This window comes from Mycobacterium seoulense (assembly GCF_010731595.1).
Classification (GTDB): Bacteria; Actinomycetota; Actinomycetes; order Mycobacteriales; family Mycobacteriaceae; genus Mycobacterium; species Mycobacterium seoulense.
Map to the genome: position 1 here is coordinate 5,232,761 of NZ_AP022582.1, position 14,689 is coordinate 5,247,449.

The 14,689-nt window shown below is 68.4% G+C and carries 15 protein-coding genes and 1 pseudogene; 10 read left to right on the forward strand and 6 right to left on the reverse strand.

From position 1 onward, the window contains the following. The first annotated feature begins 3 nt into the window (after positions 1 to 3). The 3 genes and pseudogenes from G6N37_RS24395 (at position 4) to G6N37_RS24405 (ending at position 2,603) form a co-directional block, all read left to right on the forward strand. Positions 4 to 1,023, forward strand: a complete 1,020-nt coding sequence (locus G6N37_RS24395; RefSeq protein ID WP_163683929.1) for a 3-oxoacyl-ACP synthase III family protein — start codon at positions 4 to 6, stop codon at positions 1,021 to 1,023. Then, positions 1,023 to 2,199, forward strand: a pseudogene (locus G6N37_RS24400) (pyridoxal phosphate-dependent aminotransferase). The gene G6N37_RS24395 and the pseudogene G6N37_RS24400 overlap by 1 nt, the downstream one beginning before the upstream one ends. Next, positions 2,097 to 2,603 (forward strand): MarR family transcriptional regulator, encoded by a 507-nt coding sequence (locus G6N37_RS24405; RefSeq protein WP_163683933.1) that lies wholly within the window; start codon positions 2,097 to 2,099, stop codon positions 2,601 to 2,603. Before G6N37_RS24400 ends, G6N37_RS24405 begins: the two are co-directional and overlap by 103 nt. Positions 2,604 to 2,702: 99 nt before the next feature. Here the strand turns inward: G6N37_RS24405 and mmsB are convergent, their stop codons facing one another. The 4 genes from mmsB to G6N37_RS24425 all read right to left on the reverse strand — a co-directional run bounded on the left by mmsB (position 2,703) and on the right by G6N37_RS24425 (position 7,239). Then, positions 2,703 to 3,578: a 3-hydroxyisobutyrate dehydrogenase gene (mmsB, locus tag G6N37_RS24410; protein ID WP_163683935.1), complete on the reverse strand. Its 876-nt coding sequence runs from the start codon at positions 3,576 to 3,578 to the stop codon at positions 2,703 to 2,705. 10 nt (positions 3,579 to 3,588) lie between these two features. Then, positions 3,589 to 4,749 carry an isobutyryl-CoA dehydrogenase gene (locus tag G6N37_RS24415; RefSeq protein WP_163683937.1) on the reverse strand — a complete coding sequence of 387 codons (1,161 nt, stop codon included), beginning with the start codon at positions 4,747 to 4,749 and terminating at the stop codon, positions 3,589 to 3,591. 6 nt (positions 4,750 to 4,755) lie between these two features. Then, the gene (locus tag G6N37_RS24420; RefSeq protein WP_163683939.1) at positions 4,756 to 6,276 is read right to left on the reverse strand and encodes a CoA-acylating methylmalonate-semialdehyde dehydrogenase; all 1,521 of its coding nucleotides are present in this window, start codon (positions 6,274 to 6,276) and stop codon (positions 4,756 to 4,758) included. 84 nt (positions 6,277 to 6,360) lie between these two features. Next, positions 6,361 to 7,239 carry an SDR family oxidoreductase gene (locus G6N37_RS24425; RefSeq protein WP_163683941.1) on the reverse strand — a complete coding sequence of 293 codons (879 nt, stop codon included), beginning with the start codon at positions 7,237 to 7,239 and terminating at the stop codon, positions 6,361 to 6,363. Positions 7,240 to 7,324: 85 nt separating this feature from the next. Between G6N37_RS24425 and G6N37_RS24430 the strand changes: the two genes are divergently transcribed. Genes G6N37_RS24430 through G6N37_RS24460 form a run of 7 tightly spaced genes read left to right on the forward strand, consistent with a single transcriptional unit; the run spans position 7,325 to position 12,400 of the window. Then, entirely contained in the window at positions 7,325 to 7,897 is a 573-nt protein-coding gene (locus G6N37_RS24430) for a TetR/AcrR family transcriptional regulator (RefSeq protein ID WP_163683943.1), read from the forward strand. Positions 7,898 to 7,918: 21 nt separating this feature from the next. Beyond that, positions 7,919 to 9,334, forward strand: a complete 1,416-nt coding sequence (locus G6N37_RS24435) for an NAD(P)-binding protein (RefSeq protein WP_163683945.1) — start codon at positions 7,919 to 7,921, stop codon at positions 9,332 to 9,334. Positions 9,335 to 9,379: 45 nt separating this feature from the next. Beyond that, complete coding sequence (locus tag G6N37_RS24440) at positions 9,380 to 9,928, forward strand: RNA polymerase sigma factor (RefSeq protein WP_163683947.1); 549 nt, start codon at positions 9,380 to 9,382, stop codon at positions 9,926 to 9,928. Then, positions 9,925 to 10,626: a Rieske (2Fe-2S) protein gene (locus G6N37_RS24445; protein ID WP_163683949.1), complete on the forward strand. Its 702-nt coding sequence runs from the start codon at positions 9,925 to 9,927 to the stop codon at positions 10,624 to 10,626. The genes G6N37_RS24440 and G6N37_RS24445 overlap by 4 nt, the downstream gene beginning before the upstream one ends. Positions 10,627 to 10,656: 30 nt before the next feature. After that, positions 10,657 to 11,049: a cupredoxin domain-containing protein gene (locus G6N37_RS24450; protein WP_163683951.1), complete on the forward strand. Its 393-nt coding sequence runs from the start codon at positions 10,657 to 10,659 to the stop codon at positions 11,047 to 11,049. Beyond that, positions 11,046 to 11,969 carry a metallophosphoesterase family protein gene (locus tag G6N37_RS24455; RefSeq protein WP_163683953.1) on the forward strand — a complete coding sequence of 308 codons (924 nt, stop codon included), beginning with the start codon at positions 11,046 to 11,048 and terminating at the stop codon, positions 11,967 to 11,969. The genes G6N37_RS24450 and G6N37_RS24455 overlap by 4 nt, the downstream gene beginning before the upstream one ends. Further along, positions 11,966 to 12,400 carry a hypothetical protein gene (locus G6N37_RS24460; RefSeq protein WP_232075174.1) on the forward strand — a complete coding sequence of 145 codons (435 nt, stop codon included), beginning with the start codon at positions 11,966 to 11,968 and terminating at the stop codon, positions 12,398 to 12,400. The genes G6N37_RS24455 and G6N37_RS24460 overlap by 4 nt, the downstream gene beginning before the upstream one ends. Here the strand turns inward: G6N37_RS24460 and G6N37_RS24465 are convergent. Beyond that, the gene (locus G6N37_RS24465) at positions 12,339 to 13,421 is read right to left on the reverse strand and encodes an acyltransferase family protein (RefSeq protein ID WP_163683955.1); all 1,083 of its coding nucleotides are present in this window, start codon (positions 13,419 to 13,421) and stop codon (positions 12,339 to 12,341) included. The two genes, G6N37_RS24460 and G6N37_RS24465, sit on opposite strands and share 62 nt — an antisense overlap. Before the next feature lie 54 nt (positions 13,422 to 13,475). Further along, positions 13,476 to 14,636, reverse strand: coding sequence for an acyltransferase family protein (locus G6N37_RS24470; protein WP_163683957.1), 1,161 nt, complete (start codon positions 14,634 to 14,636; stop codon positions 13,476 to 13,478). Between the last annotated feature and the right edge of the window lie 53 nt (positions 14,637 to 14,689).

The following is a 14,689-nucleotide window of genomic DNA, read 5'->3' on the forward strand; positions in this document are numbered from 1 at the left end:
CACATGAGTCAACCGAGCGTCAGCCTGATCGACGTTTCCAGCTATCTGCCCGGTGAGCCGATCGGCGCCGACTACTATGCGCAATTCGCCGAATCCGACGACCTGCGCGAGAACGTCATGTTCCGCGCCCCGAAGTTTCGTCACCACGTCGGGCCGGACGAGAGCTCCATCGACATGATCGAACGCGCGGCCAAGGGCCTGATCGAGCGGCATGGCCACGACGCGGTCGAGGGCGCCGACGTGCTGATCACCCATACCCAGGTGCCGGACATGGCCTTCTACGGCCAAGGCGGCGGTATCGCCCACCGGCTGGGCATGCGACCGTCCTGGGTGCTCGACCTCAACAACGGCGGCTGCGCGGCGTTCGTGCTGGCGCTCAACGTGGCTCGCAAACTGTTGACCTCCGGCGCCGGGCGCACCGCGCTGATCGCCATCGCGCAGAACGCCGCCGGGCAGTTCTTCGATCAGCCGACCATCCGGCGCAAGGCGCAGTCCGCGGTGCCCGGCGACGGCGCGGCGGTGGGACTGGTGGCGCTGAGCGACCGGTCACCCATCCTCGACGTCGAGTGCCGTACCTACGGCGAGTACGCCGGTGAGATGACGCTGTCCTACGACCCGCCCCGCAAGTGGTGGCAGGCCGGGTCCGGCGAGGGCAGCATCGGCTTCACCGAAAGCAAGATCACCAAGGTGCTGGCGCGCGGGAACCGTCAGGTTCCCGAGGTGGCGCTGGCGGTGTGTGACCGAATCGGGTTGCCCGCCAAGGAGCTCGATCTGCTGGTGACCAACCAGCCCAACCGCGTGTTCCTGCGCAACTGGCGTGACGCGCTCGAGTTGCCGCCCGAACGCCATCGGGACACCTTTGACGAGTGCGGCAACCTTTTCGGCGCCGGGATTCCGATCAACCTGGACCGCGCCGTCTCCGACGGGCAGGTCGGGGCCGGCGACGTCGTGATGATGGCGGCCTTCGCCCATGCCGGCGACTTCGCCGGTGCGGCGGCGGTGCGCTGGGGAGGGCGAGGCTGATGCAGCCCAACCCGACCCCGGCGGGTCCCGGCACCTGCGACGCATTACCCGACGCGGTGGATCCGTTTGCGTTGTCGCTCAACGAGAATCCCTTCCCGCCGCTGCCGTCGGTGCGGTCGGCGCTGATCCGGTCCATCCACGCCATGAACCGCTACCCGGAGTTCCTGCCCGAACGGCTGCGCGGTGTGATCGCCAATCACATCGGGGTGCCCGCCGACCGCGTGGCGCCGGGCGGCGGAGCGACGGGTGTCGTGCTGCAGGCCCTGCGGGCGGTGACCGCTCCGGGTGACACGATGGCGATGGCCACGCCGACCTTCGACGGTTACCCGATCCTCGCGCGGATGGCGCAGCTGAAGACGCGAACCGTTCCCCTGGACGAGCGCGGTCATCACGACCTCGACGGGCTGGCCCGCGCCGCCGCCGACGCCCGGGTGGTGGTGCTGTGCCGGCCGCACAACCCCACCGGAACACTCGAGTCCGCCGCCGCCGTTTCGGCGTTCCTGCGCCGCGTGCCGCGCGACACCGTCGTCCTGCTCGACGAGGCGTATATCGAGTTCACCGCGCCCGAGCACCGCATCGCGGTGTCGGCGCTGGTCGCCCGGTTTCCCAATGTGATCGTGGTGCGGACCTTTTCCAAGGCGTACGGCCTGGCGGGATTGCGGATCGGTTACGCAGTGGCGTCACCGGAGCTGGCGGGTGCGCTGTGGTCCCATCAGCTGCCGTTCGGCGCCGCGATCACCAGTTTGATCGCGGTCGTCGCATCATACAACGCGGAAAGCGAACTGCTGCACCGGGTCCGGTTGATCAACGCCGAACGCCGCTATCTCCGGATGCGGCTGAGCGCGATGGGGATCTACACGACGGACGCACACGCGAACTTCATGTACCTGCCGCCGAGAAGGGATGGGCGGGGTGGGCCGTGGCATGAGGTGTTCGCCGACAGCGGTCTACAGGTGCGGTGCTATCCGGACGGCGGTGCGCGGGTCACCGTGGGCCACCGCGCGTCGACGCTGGCGGTGCTGTCGGCCCTGGGGAAAGGCCACGCTCGCGCGCCAAGTGCGGTATGAAGGGGCGTGGCTGCCTCACGACCGCCCAAGCGTGACCCGATCGCCGCGGCGCGCGACAACTGGGAGCGCTCCGGTTGGGCCGACGTGGCGCAGGGCATGGTCGCGGTGACGTCGGTGATGCGCGCGCACCAGATCCTGCTGGCCCGGGTCGAGACGGCGTTGCGTCCCTACGACCTGAGTTTCTCCCGCTACGAGTTGCTGCGGTTGCTGGCCTTCAGCCGGACCGGCGCGCTGCCCATCACCAAGGCATCCGACCGGCTGCAGGTCCACGTCACCAGCGTGACCCACGCGATCCGCCGGCTGGAGGCCGACGGACTGGTGCAGCGGGCGCCGCACCCCACCGACGGGCGCACCACGCTGGTGCAGATCACCGACCTGGGCCGCTCGACGGTCGAGGACGCCACGGTCACGCTCAACGAGCAGGTGTTCGCCGATATCGGGATGTCCGAAACCGAAGCGCGGGCGCTGGTTTCGTCGATCGAGACGCTGCGTCGCGACGCGGGAGACTTCTAGGCTGCGTCGAGGGAACGACCGTCGTTCGCCGAACGTGTACCCACTGCGATTCTTCGCGCGATATTCCGCGTTCAGTACACGCTCGGCGCGCTGAGGCCGTCAGCTCTCCCGCAGCATCTCGATCACCGCGCTGAAGTCCTTGTCGGCGTGGGAGGCCGCGAACTTGGCGTAGATCTCGGCTGCGTGCCGGCCCAGCGGCGCGGCCGACCCGGTGGAGGTCACCGCGTCCATGGCCAGCCCCAGGTCCTTGTTCATCAGCGCGGTCGCGAAACCCGGCTTGAAGTCATTGTTGGCCGGCGACGTCGGCACCGGGCCCGGCACCGGGCAGTTGGTGTGCACGGCCCAGCAATTGCCGGTCGCGCCGGTGATGACGTCGAAGAGGGACTGCGCCGAAAGTCCGAGCTTCTCGGCCAGGACGAACGCCTCGCCGACGGCGATCTGCTGCACCGCCAGCACCATGTTGTTGCACACCTTGGCGGCCTGTCCGGCCCCGGCCCCGCCGCAATGAATCACCTTGCCCGCCATCGGTTCCAGCACCGGGCGGGCGCGGTCCAGGGCGGCCTCGTCGCCGCCCACCATGAACGCCAGCGTCCCGGCGACGGCGCCCTTCACGCCGCCGGAGACCGGCGCGTCGAGCTGCGAAACACCCTGCGATTCCGCGAGCGCGTGCACCTCGCGGGCGTCGTTGACCGAGATCGTGGAGCTGTCGATGAACAGCGCGCCCGGCTGGGCGGCAGGCAGCACGTCGGCGTAGCAGCGCTTGACCAGGTCCCCGTTGGGCAACATGGTGATCACCACGTCGGCCCCGGCCACCGCGTCGGCCGCGCTGTCGAACGTCGTCACCCCGTTGCCGGCCGCGGCGGCGGCCGCCGCGGGCACCGGGTCGAACCCGCGCACGGTGTGGCCCGCGGCCACCAGGTTCGCCGACATCGGCCCGCCCATGTTGCCCAGACCGAGGAAAGCGATGCTCGTCATGGTCGCCTTTCTACGCGCTCGAACGCACTCGCGCGGCCTCGGCCCGGCCGATCACCACCCGCATGATCTCGTTGGTCCCTTCCAGGATTCGGTGCACCCGCAGGTCGCGCACGATCTTCTCGAGACCGTACTCCCGCAGGTAGCCGTAGCCGCCGTGCAGCTGCAGGGCCTTGTCGGCCACCTCGAAGCAGGTGTCGGTGACGTAGCGCTTGGCCATCGCGCACAGCTCGACCTTGTCGGGGTCGTCGTTGTCCAAGGCGTCGGCGGCCCGCCACAACATCATTCGCGAGGTTTCCAGCCCCGTGGCCATGTCCGCCAGGGTGAACCGGATGGTGGGCTCGTCGAGCAGGGCCCTGCCGAACGCCTCCCGTTCCCGCACGTAGGCGCCCGCCTTGTCGAAGGCGGACTGGGCGCCGCCCAGCGAGCACGCGGCGATGTTGAGCCGGCCGCCGTTGAGGCCGTTCATCGCGATGCCGAAACCGGCGCCCTCGCCGTCCGCACCGCCCAGCATGGCCTCGGCCGGCACCCGCACGCCGTCGAAGATCACCTGCGCGGTGGGCTGGGCGTGCCAGCCCATCTTCTCTTCCAGCGCCCCGAAACTGAGCCCGGCAGAACCCTTTTCGACCACGAACGCGGAGATGCCGCGCGGGCCGTCGCCGCCGGTGCGGGCCATCACCACGTAGACGTCGGAGGCGCCGGCGCCGGAGATGAACTGCTTGACGCCGTCGAGCACGTAGTCGCCGCCCTCCCGGACGGCGCGGGTGCTCAACGCGCTGGCGTCGGACCCGGCGCCCGGCTCGGTGAGGCAGTAGCTGGCGATGACGTCCATCGAGGCCAGCCGCGGCACCCAGGCCTTGCGCTGTTCGGCGGTGCCGAACGTGTCGATCATCCACGCGCACATGTTGTGGATGGACAGGAACGCGGCGGTGGTCGGGTCGGCGATGGCCAACTGCTCGAAGATGCGGACCCCGTCGAGCCGGCGCAGCCCGCTACCGCCGACGTCCTCGCGGCAGTAGATCGCCGCCATCCCCAGCTCGGCGGATTCGCGCAACACGTCGGTCGCGAAGTGCTTGGTCGCGTCCCATTCCAGGGCGTGCGGGGCGATTCGCTTGGCGGCGAACGCGGCCGCCGTCTCGGTGATGACCCGCTCGTCGTCGTTCAGGGTGAACATCGTGCCTTAATCCATTGTCGGAATCACGAATTCGGCGCCGTCCTTGACGCCGGAGGGCCACCGCGACGTGACGGTCTTGGTCTTGGTGTAGAACAGGATCGAGTGCGGCCCGTGCTGGTTGAGGTCGCCGAAGCCGGAGCGCTTCCAGCCGCCGAAGGTGTGGTAGGACACCGGAACCGGGATGGGAACGTTGACGCCGACCATGCCGACCTGCACCCGGGAGATGAAGTCGCGGGCGGCGTCGCCGTCGCGGGTGAAGATCGCCACGCCGTTGCCGTACTCGTGTTCGGAGGGCAGCCGCAGCGCCTCTTCGTAGTCGTGCGCGCGCACGATGCACAGCACGGGTCCGAAGATCTCGTCGGTGTAGATCGACATGTCCGGGGTGACGTGGTCGAACAGCGTTGGGCCGATGAAGAATCCGCCCTCGAGGCTGGCGTCGTCAAAGGTCAGGTCGTCGCTGCCGCGTTCGCGCCCGTCGATCACAATTTCGGCACCCGCGGCCACACCCTGCTCGATGTAGTCGCGCACCCGCTTCAGCGCCGCCTCGGTGACCAGCGGACCGTAGTCGGCCTTGGGGTCCAGGCTGTGGCCCACCCGCAGGTTGTTGATCCGGTCGATGAGCCTGGCGCGCAAGCGATTCGCCGTCTGCTCGCCGACCGGCACCGCGACGCTGATCGCCATGCACCGTTCACCGGCGCTGCCGTATCCGGCGCCGATCAGCGCGTCGACGGCCTGATCGAGGTCGGCGTCGGGCATCACGATCATGTGGTTCTTGGCGCCGCCGAAGCATTGCGACCGCTTGCCGGTGGCCGCGGCCGTCGCGTAGATGTACTGCGCGATGTCGGAGCTGCCGACGAAGCCCACCGCCTGGATGTCGGGGTGGTGCAGGATGGCGTCGACGGCCTCCTTGTCGCCGTGCACGACCTGGAAGACGCCGGGCGGCAGGCCGGCCTCGAGAAACAGCTCGGCCAGCCGCACCGGCACCGACGGGTCGCGCTCGCTCGGCTTGAGGACGAACGCGTTGCCGCACGCCAGCGCGGGCCCGGCCTTCCACAGCGGGATCATGGCCGGGAAGTTGAACGGGGTGATGCCCGCGACCACACCCAGCGGCTGGCGCAGCGAGTACACGTCGATCCCCGGCCCGGCGCCTTCGGTGTATTCGCCCTTGAGCAGGTGCGGGATGCCGATCGCGAATTCGATCACCTCGATGCCGCGCTGAACGTCGCCGCGCGAGTCGGCGACGGTCTTGCCGTGCTCGAGGGACAGCAGCTCGGCCAGCTCGTCCATGTGGTCGTTGACCAGCTCGATGAACCGCATCATCACCCGGGCGCGGCGTTGCGGATTCCACGCCGCCCAACCCTTTTGGGCCTCGACGGCCGAGGCCACCGCGGCGTCGATCTCGGCCTTGCCGGCCATCGGCACCTGCGCCTGCACCTCGCCGGTGCTGGGGTTGAAGACGTCGGCGGTGCGGCCGGACCGTCCGGGGGTGCGCTGCCCGTCGATGAAGTGGGGGATCTGTGTGGTCATGGTGTCCTCGGGTTCGTACGCGCGTGAGAGGCGGATACTTGGATATCCTAGTAACCGCGGGCGGGCGTCGCAAGGACGCCGGTCTCACGCCGGGTAGTGGCCGGCCTTCAGGTCGGCCAGCAGGCTCGGATGGTTGGGCTGCCAGCCGAATCTCTCGCGGGTCAGCTCGCTCGAGGCCGGCTGGTCCGCCCCGAAGGCGGCGCCGAAGTATCCGAAACTGTCGGCGGGCACCTCCGCGGTGGGCACACCGAGTTCGCGCCCGATCGCTTCGGCGAGCGCGCGCATCGGGTCGCCCTCGTCGGCGACGGCGTGCGCCACCGTCCCGGGGGTGGCCTGTTCGAGGACCAGGCGGAACAGGCGCGCCGCGTCGAGGACGTGCACGGCCGGCCAGCGCTGGGTGCCGTCGCCGACGTAACCGGAGACCCCCGTGCGTCGCGCGGCCTCGATGAGCAGCGACGCGAACCCGCACGGGCCGGCTTCCCGGTGCACGGACCGGGGCAGGCGCACCACCGCCGACCGGACGTCCTTGGCGGCCAGTTCCAGGGCGGCACGCGCGTTGCGGCCGCGCCCGCCGATGGGTCCGTCGGTCGGCGCCGGGTCCCGCTCGGTGGCGGTGCGGCCGGGAATCACGGGCGTTCCCGAGGCCATGACGAACGGCTTTCCGCTGCCTTCGAGCGCCGCGCCGAAGGCCTCGACGGCGCCGGCCTCCTGGGCGACCGCCTTCTGGAAATCGTCGAAGTGGAGGAAGGCGAGGTGAACGACTCCGTCGGACGCCGCGGCGCCCCGGCGCAGGGTCTGCGGGTCATCGAGGTCACCGCGCAACACGTCGGCTCCCATGGACCGGGCGGCCCGTGCCGACGCGTCGGAGCGGGCCAACGCGAGAACGTCGTGGCCCGCGCCGATGAGCTCGGGCACGACGGCGGAGCCGATCCCTCCGGTGGCACCCGTGACGAAAACCCGCATGAGCAACTCCTCTGAGTGATGGGACTAATGTCCCATCACGTTACCAGAGTGATGGGACAAAGGTCCCATCGCCTACGATGGCGGGATGCCCCGATGGGAACCGGACGCGCGAGCACGGCTGGTCACCGCCGCGCTGCAGCTGTTCTCCGAGCAGGGCTACGACCGGACCACCGTCGCCGAGATCGCCGACCACGCCGGCCTGACCAAGAGCACCTTTTTTCGGTATTTCCCCGACAAGCGTGAGGTGCTGGCGGCCGGTCAGGAGACGCTGGCGCAGCTGCTGACCGAGGGGATCGCCTCCGCGCCCGCGGACGCGGGCCCGCTCGCGGCGGTCGCCGCCGGGCTCGCGCGGGCGGCCGGGCCGATGACACCGTTCAATCGCGAGCTCGGTCCCCAGGTGCAGGCCGTCATCGCCACCAGCACCGAGCTGCAGGCGCGCGACGCGCTCAAACAGGTGGGCCTCGCCGCGGCCATGGCGGACGCGTTGCGCGCCCGGGGGGTGGCGGACCGGGCGGCGACCCTGGCGGCCGAAATGGGAGTGCTCGCGTTCAAGGAGGCATTCGCCGCCTGGCTTGCCGCCGACGACGACCAAGACCTGGGCGAACTGGCCCGCAAGGCCCTGAATGATCTCCGCGCCGCGGCGGCCGACATCGACTGAGGGCACTAGCCTTTATCCCGTATGCACACCATCGAGGCGGACTACCTGGTGGTCGGCGCGGGCGCCATGGGAATGGCGTTCGTCGACACGCTGGTGTCGGAGACGGACGCGCGGGTGGTGTTGGTCGACCGTAACCACCAGCCGGGCGGGCATTGGACCATGGCCTACCCGTTCGTGCGGCTGCATCAGCCCTCGGCGTTCTACGGCGTCAATTCGCTGAGACTTGGCGGCGACTCGATCGACCAGATCGGTTGGAACCAGGGGCTTTACGAGTTGGCCACCGCCGCCGAGGTTTGCGCGTACTACGACCGCGTGCTCCGTCACCAGCTGTTGGAAAGCGGGCGGGTCACCTACTTCCCGATGAGCGAATACCGCGGTGACGGCCGGTTCACCACGCTCGCCGGGACCGACTACACCGTCGACGCGACGCGCCGCGTCGTCGACGCCACCTACATGCACGTCACGGTGCCGGCCATGCGCCCGCCGCCCTACCCGGTCGCGCCGGGTGTGACCTGCGTGCCGCCCAACGACCTGCCGAAATGCGGCGCGCACGAGCGGTACGTGATCGTCGGGGCCGGCAAGACCGGCATCGACACCTGCCTGTGGCTGCTCGGCCAGGGCATCGCGCCCGACCGGCTGACCTGGATCATGCCCCGCGACTCCTGGCTGCTGGACCGCGCGAAGATGCAGCCCGGATCGTTGTTCGCCGATCAGATCAAAGCCGGCTTCATCGCGCAGCTTCGCGCCATCAGCGACGCCACGTCGGTCGAGGACCTTTTCGCGCGGCTCGAGGAATCCGGCGGTCTGCTGCGGATAGATCCGGCGGTCCGACCGACCATGTATCGCTGCGCGACCGTCACCCGGCTGGAGCTCGAGGCGCTGCGACGCATCGGCGACGTGGTGCGGCTGGGCCACCTGCGGCGCATCGACGCGGACCGGATGGTCCTCGACGGCGGTGCGGTGGCCCGTGCCGGCCGCACCCTGTACCTCGACTGCACCGCTGATGGCGCCGAAAAGCGCCCGGCGACAGCGATTTTCGACGATGGACGGATCACGCTGCAAAGTGTGCGCGGATGCCAGCAGATCTTCAGCGCCGCGCTCATCGCCCACGTCGAAGCCGCGTACCACGACGACCGGGCGAAGAACGAACTGTGCGTGCCGTTGCCGCATCCCGACACCGACCTGGACTGGCTGCGGCTGGCGCTGGCCGACTACACCAACCAGCTGCGCTGGCTCGACGACCCGGACCTGACCGCCTGGATGTCCGCGGCCCGCCTGGACCTGTTCGGTCACCTGATCGGCCATCTGCTGCCGCCGGCATCGGCAAAGCCCCGGGTGCGGGAGCGGATACTGGGCATCGCCAAGTCGGTGTTCTCGGCCACCGCCGCCAAACTCGACGAGCTGCTCAGTGAACAAACCCCGCTCGCAGCGCCGTGATACCCGGTGTAACCCGGCTCGATATTCATCGGGTGGAGGAGGCACGTGGCGGCACGAAACGAACCGGTCAAGCGGCCACTGCGGGCGGTGCCCGACAGTGGCGTTGACGCTGGCTATCCCGACTGGGAGGCCGTGTACTCGGACAACGCGTCCTGGGTGTACCGGACGCTGTTCGCCCGGGTCGGCAACCGGGCCGACGCCGAGGACCTCACCGCCGAGGTCTTCCTCGCCGCGCTGCGGCCGCTGCGGCTGACCGCGAGCGTCGGGGAGGTGCGCGCCTATCTGCGGGTCACCGCCCGCACGGTGCTCGCCGCGCATTGGCGGGAGACCCTGGGCCGGGAGATAACCTCGATCGACGACATCGAACAACCACCGGAGAGCGAGGAAGCGATCAGCACCGCGCCGCAGCGTGTCGCCCGGGTTCTCGACAACCTGCCGGACCGGTACCGGCAGATACTGGAATTGCGCTTCCTGCAAGGGCATTCGATCAAGGATTCCGCGGCGGAACTCGGCGTCAGCGTCGCCAACGCCAAGGTGCTCCAGCATCGCGCGCTGCGGCTGGCGGCGCAGGTCAACGACGGGGGCCAACCATGAACGCGCGCGGGTTGCGCCGATACGTCGACGACCTGTTGCGGGGCCGGCGGCCCAGGCCGTTCGCCCCCGACGACTTCGAGGCGGCGCAGCTGCGCACCGCTATCGAACTGCGCGCGGCCGGGCGCAGGGGCGACGCGCCCCGCCCGGAATTCCTCGACGACCTGCATCGGCGCCTGGCCGAGCAGATGTCCGACGGGCGAGGGCAACCGGTGCCGAAGCACAACAGCACCCGCCGCCAGGTCATCGTCGGCACGTCGGCCGCCGCGGCCGCCGCGGTCACCGCGGTGTCCATCGACCGAGCGGTGATCACCGGTCAAACCGGCGGTGTCCCCGCCGCCGACAACACGCCGCTGACGCCCAACGCCGGAACCTGGCAGCGGGTGGCGGCCAGCTCGCAGGTGCCCGACGGTGTCATGCACCCCTTCGACCTCGGTTCGGTCAGCGGATTCGTGCGCCGCGTCGACGGCAAGCCCCAGGCCATCTCCGGGGTGTGCACACACCAGGGGTGCCGGTTGTGGTTCGACGCGCCCGACGACACGCTGCGCTGCCCCTGCCACTCGACATCCTTCTCACCGACCGGGCAGGTGCTCACCCATCAACTGCCGATCGCCCCGAAGCCGTTGCCGCCGTTGCTGGTTCGTGAGGTCGACGGCGTCATCGAGGTGTTCGCGCCCCCGCGCCCCGACCAGCCCGCCTGACCGGTGTAACTCCCCGCCCTATTCCTGGGCATGACGCTTCGAACACACTCGGCGGCCGCGCTGGCCGTCGCCGTGCTGCTGGCCGGTTGCTCGGCTTCGCGGCCCGCCGCAGGCTCCGGCACCGGCGTGCCCACCGGCTCGACGTCGGTGACCGCACCGGCTGCTCCGGTAGGCGGCGACCAGGTCACCATCGACGGCTTCGCGTTCGCACCCGCCACGTTGACCGTCGCGGCCGGCACCACGGTCACGTGGACCAACCGCGACGAAGAACCGCACACCGTGGCCGCGAGCGACGGTTCGTTCCACTCGCCCGGCATGGGGACCGGGGCCACCTTCACCCACACCTTCACCGACCCCGGCACTTTCGACTACGTGTGCTCGATACACCCGATGATGCGCGGGACCGTGGTGGTGACCCGATGAACCCGAACATGAGTCGCCGCCAGCTGATGCGGCACACGGCGTGGTTCGGCGCGGCGGTCGGGTTCGCCGTCGTCGGCGGCGAGGTGATTTCGCATGTCGCCGGTGCGGGGGCGGCCGAGCAGCACACGCATGCCCGGCCCGCCCTGCGGTTCGCGCAGATCAGCGACAGCCACATCGGCTTCGCCGGGGCGCCGAACCCCGACGTCGCCGGCACGTTCGGCCACGCGATCGACCAGGTCAACAACCTCGGCTACACACCGGATTTCGTCGTGCACACCGGCGACCTCACGCACCTGTCCAGCCCCGAGCAGTTCGACCAGGTGAAGCAGATGATGAGCGCCTTGAAGACGCCGCACGTGTTCACCGTCCCCGGGGAGCACGACTCGGTCGACGACGCGGGGCAGAAGTACCGCAGCGCCTTCGGCGCCGGATCCGTCGGTGACGGCTGGTACAGCTTCGACATCGCGGGCGTCCACGTCATCGCACTGGTCAACACGCTGAATCTGCACAAGCTCGGCCATTTGGGAACCGACCAGCTGGAGTTCATCGAGAAGGACGTCGCGCGGCTCTCGAGCGACACCCCCATCATCGTGTTCAGCCACATCCCGCTGTTCGCGATGTACCCGAACTGGGGCTGGGGCACCGACGACGCGACCCAGGCGCTGTCCTACCTGCGCCGGTTCTCCTCGGTCACGTGCCTCAACGGGCATGTGCACCAATTGTTTTCCAAGACAGAAGGCAACGTCACGTTCTACAGCGGGACGACGACCGCGTACCCGCTGCCGCGCCCCGGCGACGGACCGGCGCCCAAGCCGGTCACCCTGCCCGCCGGCAAGCTCCGCGACGCGCTCGGCATCCGCGAGGTGAGCTACACCAAGGGCGAGACCGCCCTGGCGTTGAAAGAGCGGGCGCTGCAATGACTGTGGCGGGCCTGGCGATCCGCATCGGGTTCGCCGTTTCCTTGGTGGTCAGCGCGGCCAGCCACGCCTACCTCTATATGCACGGCTATCGGCACATCCCGGATATCGGCACCGCATTCCTGGTGCAGGCCAGCGTTTCGTTCGCCATCGCCCTGCTGATCCTGCTCGGCGGTCCCGGGTGGCTCCGCTGGGCCGCGGCCGCCGTGGCGGGTGGTTCACTGGTCGCGTTCGTGTTATCGAGAACCGTTGGGGTCCTTGGCTTTATGGAACAGGGCTGGGATCCCGCGCCGCACGCCGTTATCAGCGTGGCCGCGGAAGCGCTGACGGTGCTGCTGTGGGCGGGGGGCCTGATCGGCTGGGTGCTGACCTCTAGGCGTTACCCGGTGCATTCGGAACTTCAGCGAGGTCGCGGGCAGACCACTTCCGCTTGAGACGGGATCTCAGCGATTGCGCGGGCTTTTCGATCAAGAACCAGCTCAGCGCGGCCATGGGCAGGGTAGCCAGCGCCGCAACCAGAAAAAAGACAAGCGGGTGCAGCCAGATAAGCCCACAGATCGCCAGCAACTGTTGCGTCGGGTAGGCGTAAATGTAGACGCCGTAGGACAGATCCGTACGTAATCTCAGGCGCTTGTTGTGGATCAACACACCCGACACGACGACGGCATAAGCCAGCGGAATGGCGGCCACCACGCGGTAATCGGGCAATAGGCCGGCCACCAGCACGATCACCACGCTCACGGCGACCAGGGACCATCGGGCGGGGATCACGTCACGCCACTGATACAGGAACGCGCCCGCCGCAAACATGATCGCGGAACGCACTGCGAGCTGCGGGATCGTCCATACCCCGGGAAACGTCAAAGGCGGCAGTGCCATCGCCCCCAACACCGCCAGCGCCAATATCGCAGGCGAAACCCACCGGCGATTCGCGAGTCCGATGACACCGATCACGGCGACTACCAGATAGCACATCAGTTCCCAGATCAGGGACCACAGGGAAGCGTTCCATTTTCCCGCATCCGGGATCCCGCGCGGTGTGGCACCGACATTCTGATGCAGGTAGGCCACCGCAGCGTTTTTCCAGACGTATTCGATCGGGTCACTGGACAGGAGCAGCTTGACGGCCGAGCCACCTTGAATCGCCACGCTTATCGGGGCGATGACGAACGCCGTCACGATCAAGCAGACGTAGAACCCGGGAAGGATGCGAAGGGCCCGAGCCGCCAGATAGTCACGGACCCGCGGGTCGTTGAGCCAGCTGGCGGTGATGAGGAATCCCGAGATCGCAAAGAAGCCGTCAACCCCGACCGAGAAGAAGAGCTGGAGAATCGCCGCGGGCGGCATGCGGCCCGTGATGGGCCAGGAGTGGAAGAGCATCACCTCGGCCGCCAGGGCCAGCCGAAATACGTTCAGCGCGTTCCTTCGCGGGTCGAATACCAGCCCTAGCTTCATCCGCCTCCGCCCGTCGTACACCCAGTGCTGTCGGCGTCATCGTATCGGCCGTGACTAGGCGGTACCCCGAAACTCGGGGGGAAGTGCGCTACCGGGAACCTCCGCCGGCAGCATGATCACCGTTTGCGTCGTTTGCTTTCGGTGCGCAGGGGCCTTCCGCTTTAGACGACGTTTGAGCGACCGCGCGGGCTTTTCGACCAAAAACCAGCTTGCCGCGGCCAGCGGAAGGGTCGCTACCGTCGCAACGACGAAGAATGCAATCGGATGTAGCCAGCGGAGGCCACCGATGACCAGCAATTGCTGGACCGGGAATGCGTAGATGTACAGGCCATAGGACAGGTCGGTGCGCAGTCTCAGGCGGTTGTGGTGGATCAGGGCGCCCGAAACGATGATGGCATAAGCCAGCGGTACGGCAGCCACCAGACGGTAGTCGGGCAGCAGGCTGGCCGCCGCGACAATGACCAAGCTCACCGCGACGAGGGACCACCGAGCCGGGATCTTGTCTCGCCACTGATAGAGGAGCGCGCCGGACGCAAACATAATGGCGGTTCGGCAGGCCAAAAACACGAGGGGGACCAGCGTATTGCCCTGCTGGTGAGTCAATTCCTCGGGAGAGGTAAGGGGCGGCAATAACGACGCCCCGATCAGCGCCCCAACCAATATCACGGGAGAAACCCATCGGCGGCTAGCGAGCCCGACCACGCCGATTGCCGCAACAATCAGGTAGCACAGCACTTCCCAGATGAGGGACCACAGTGACCCGTTCCAAACACCCGCAACGGGGACCCCGTGGGGTGTCCCGCCGATATCAAACTTGACCACTGCCACCGCGCTGTTCTCCAACACGAATTCCAATGGCGCGCCGGACGCTAAAAGCTTGGTGACCGAGCCGCCTTGCATCGCTACCCCGACGGGGGCGATGACAAATGCGGTTACGACCAAACAGGCGTAGAAGCCAGGGAGAATGCGAAGCGCTCGGGCCGCGAAATATTCACGGACCCGCGGATTGCTGAGCCAACTGGCGGTGATGAGAAATCCCGAGATCGCGAAGAATCCGTCGACGCCCACACAAAGAAGAAGTTGGTAAACGGGCTTGACCGACAGGACACGACCCGTGACCCCCCACGAGTGAATGAGAATCACCTCGGCGGCCAGCAGCAGGCGCCACGCGTTCAACGCGTTGCTCCGCGGATCGAAGATGTGCCCTAGCTTCATTGGCCCCCTTCGCCGGAGCGCCCACGCTACCGGCGCCATCCTATCGCTACGTA

Bases quoted from the DNA above. Each gene is read 5' to 3' on its own strand.
- mmsB (WP_163683935.1), bottom strand. From the start codon at position 3,578: ATGACGAGCATCGCTTTCCTCGGTCTGGGCAACATGGGCGGGCCGATG.
- G6N37_RS24445 (WP_163683949.1), top strand. From the start codon at position 9,925: ATGAACGCGCGCGGGTTGCGCCGATACGTCGACGACCTGTTGCGGGGC.
- G6N37_RS24415 (WP_163683937.1), bottom strand. From the start codon at position 4,749: ATGTTCACCCTGAACGACGACGAGCGGGTCATCACCGAGACGGCGGCC.
- G6N37_RS24420 (WP_163683939.1), bottom strand. From the start codon at position 6,276: ATGACCACACAGATCCCCCACTTCATCGACGGGCAGCGCACCCCCGGA.
- G6N37_RS24425 (WP_163683941.1), bottom strand. From the start codon at position 7,239: ATGCGGGTTTTCGTCACGGGTGCCACCGGAGGGATCGGCTCCGCCGTC.
- G6N37_RS24465 (WP_163683955.1), bottom strand. From the start codon at position 13,421: ATGAAGCTAGGGCTGGTATTCGACCCGCGAAGGAACGCGCTGAACGTA.
- G6N37_RS24395 (WP_163683929.1), top strand. From the start codon at position 4: ATGAGTCAACCGAGCGTCAGCCTGATCGACGTTTCCAGCTATCTGCCC.
- G6N37_RS24460 (WP_232075174.1), top strand. From the start codon at position 11,966: ATGACTGTGGCGGGCCTGGCGATCCGCATCGGGTTCGCCGTTTCCTTG.
- G6N37_RS24430 (WP_163683943.1), top strand. From the start codon at position 7,325: ATGCCCCGATGGGAACCGGACGCGCGAGCACGGCTGGTCACCGCCGCG.
- G6N37_RS24435 (WP_163683945.1), top strand. From the start codon at position 7,919: ATGCACACCATCGAGGCGGACTACCTGGTGGTCGGCGCGGGCGCCATG.
- G6N37_RS24470 (WP_163683957.1), bottom strand. From the start codon at position 14,636: ATGAAGCTAGGGCACATCTTCGATCCGCGGAGCAACGCGTTGAACGCG.
- G6N37_RS24450 (WP_163683951.1), top strand. From the start codon at position 10,657: ATGACGCTTCGAACACACTCGGCGGCCGCGCTGGCCGTCGCCGTGCTG.
- G6N37_RS24455 (WP_163683953.1), top strand. From the start codon at position 11,046: ATGAACCCGAACATGAGTCGCCGCCAGCTGATGCGGCACACGGCGTGG.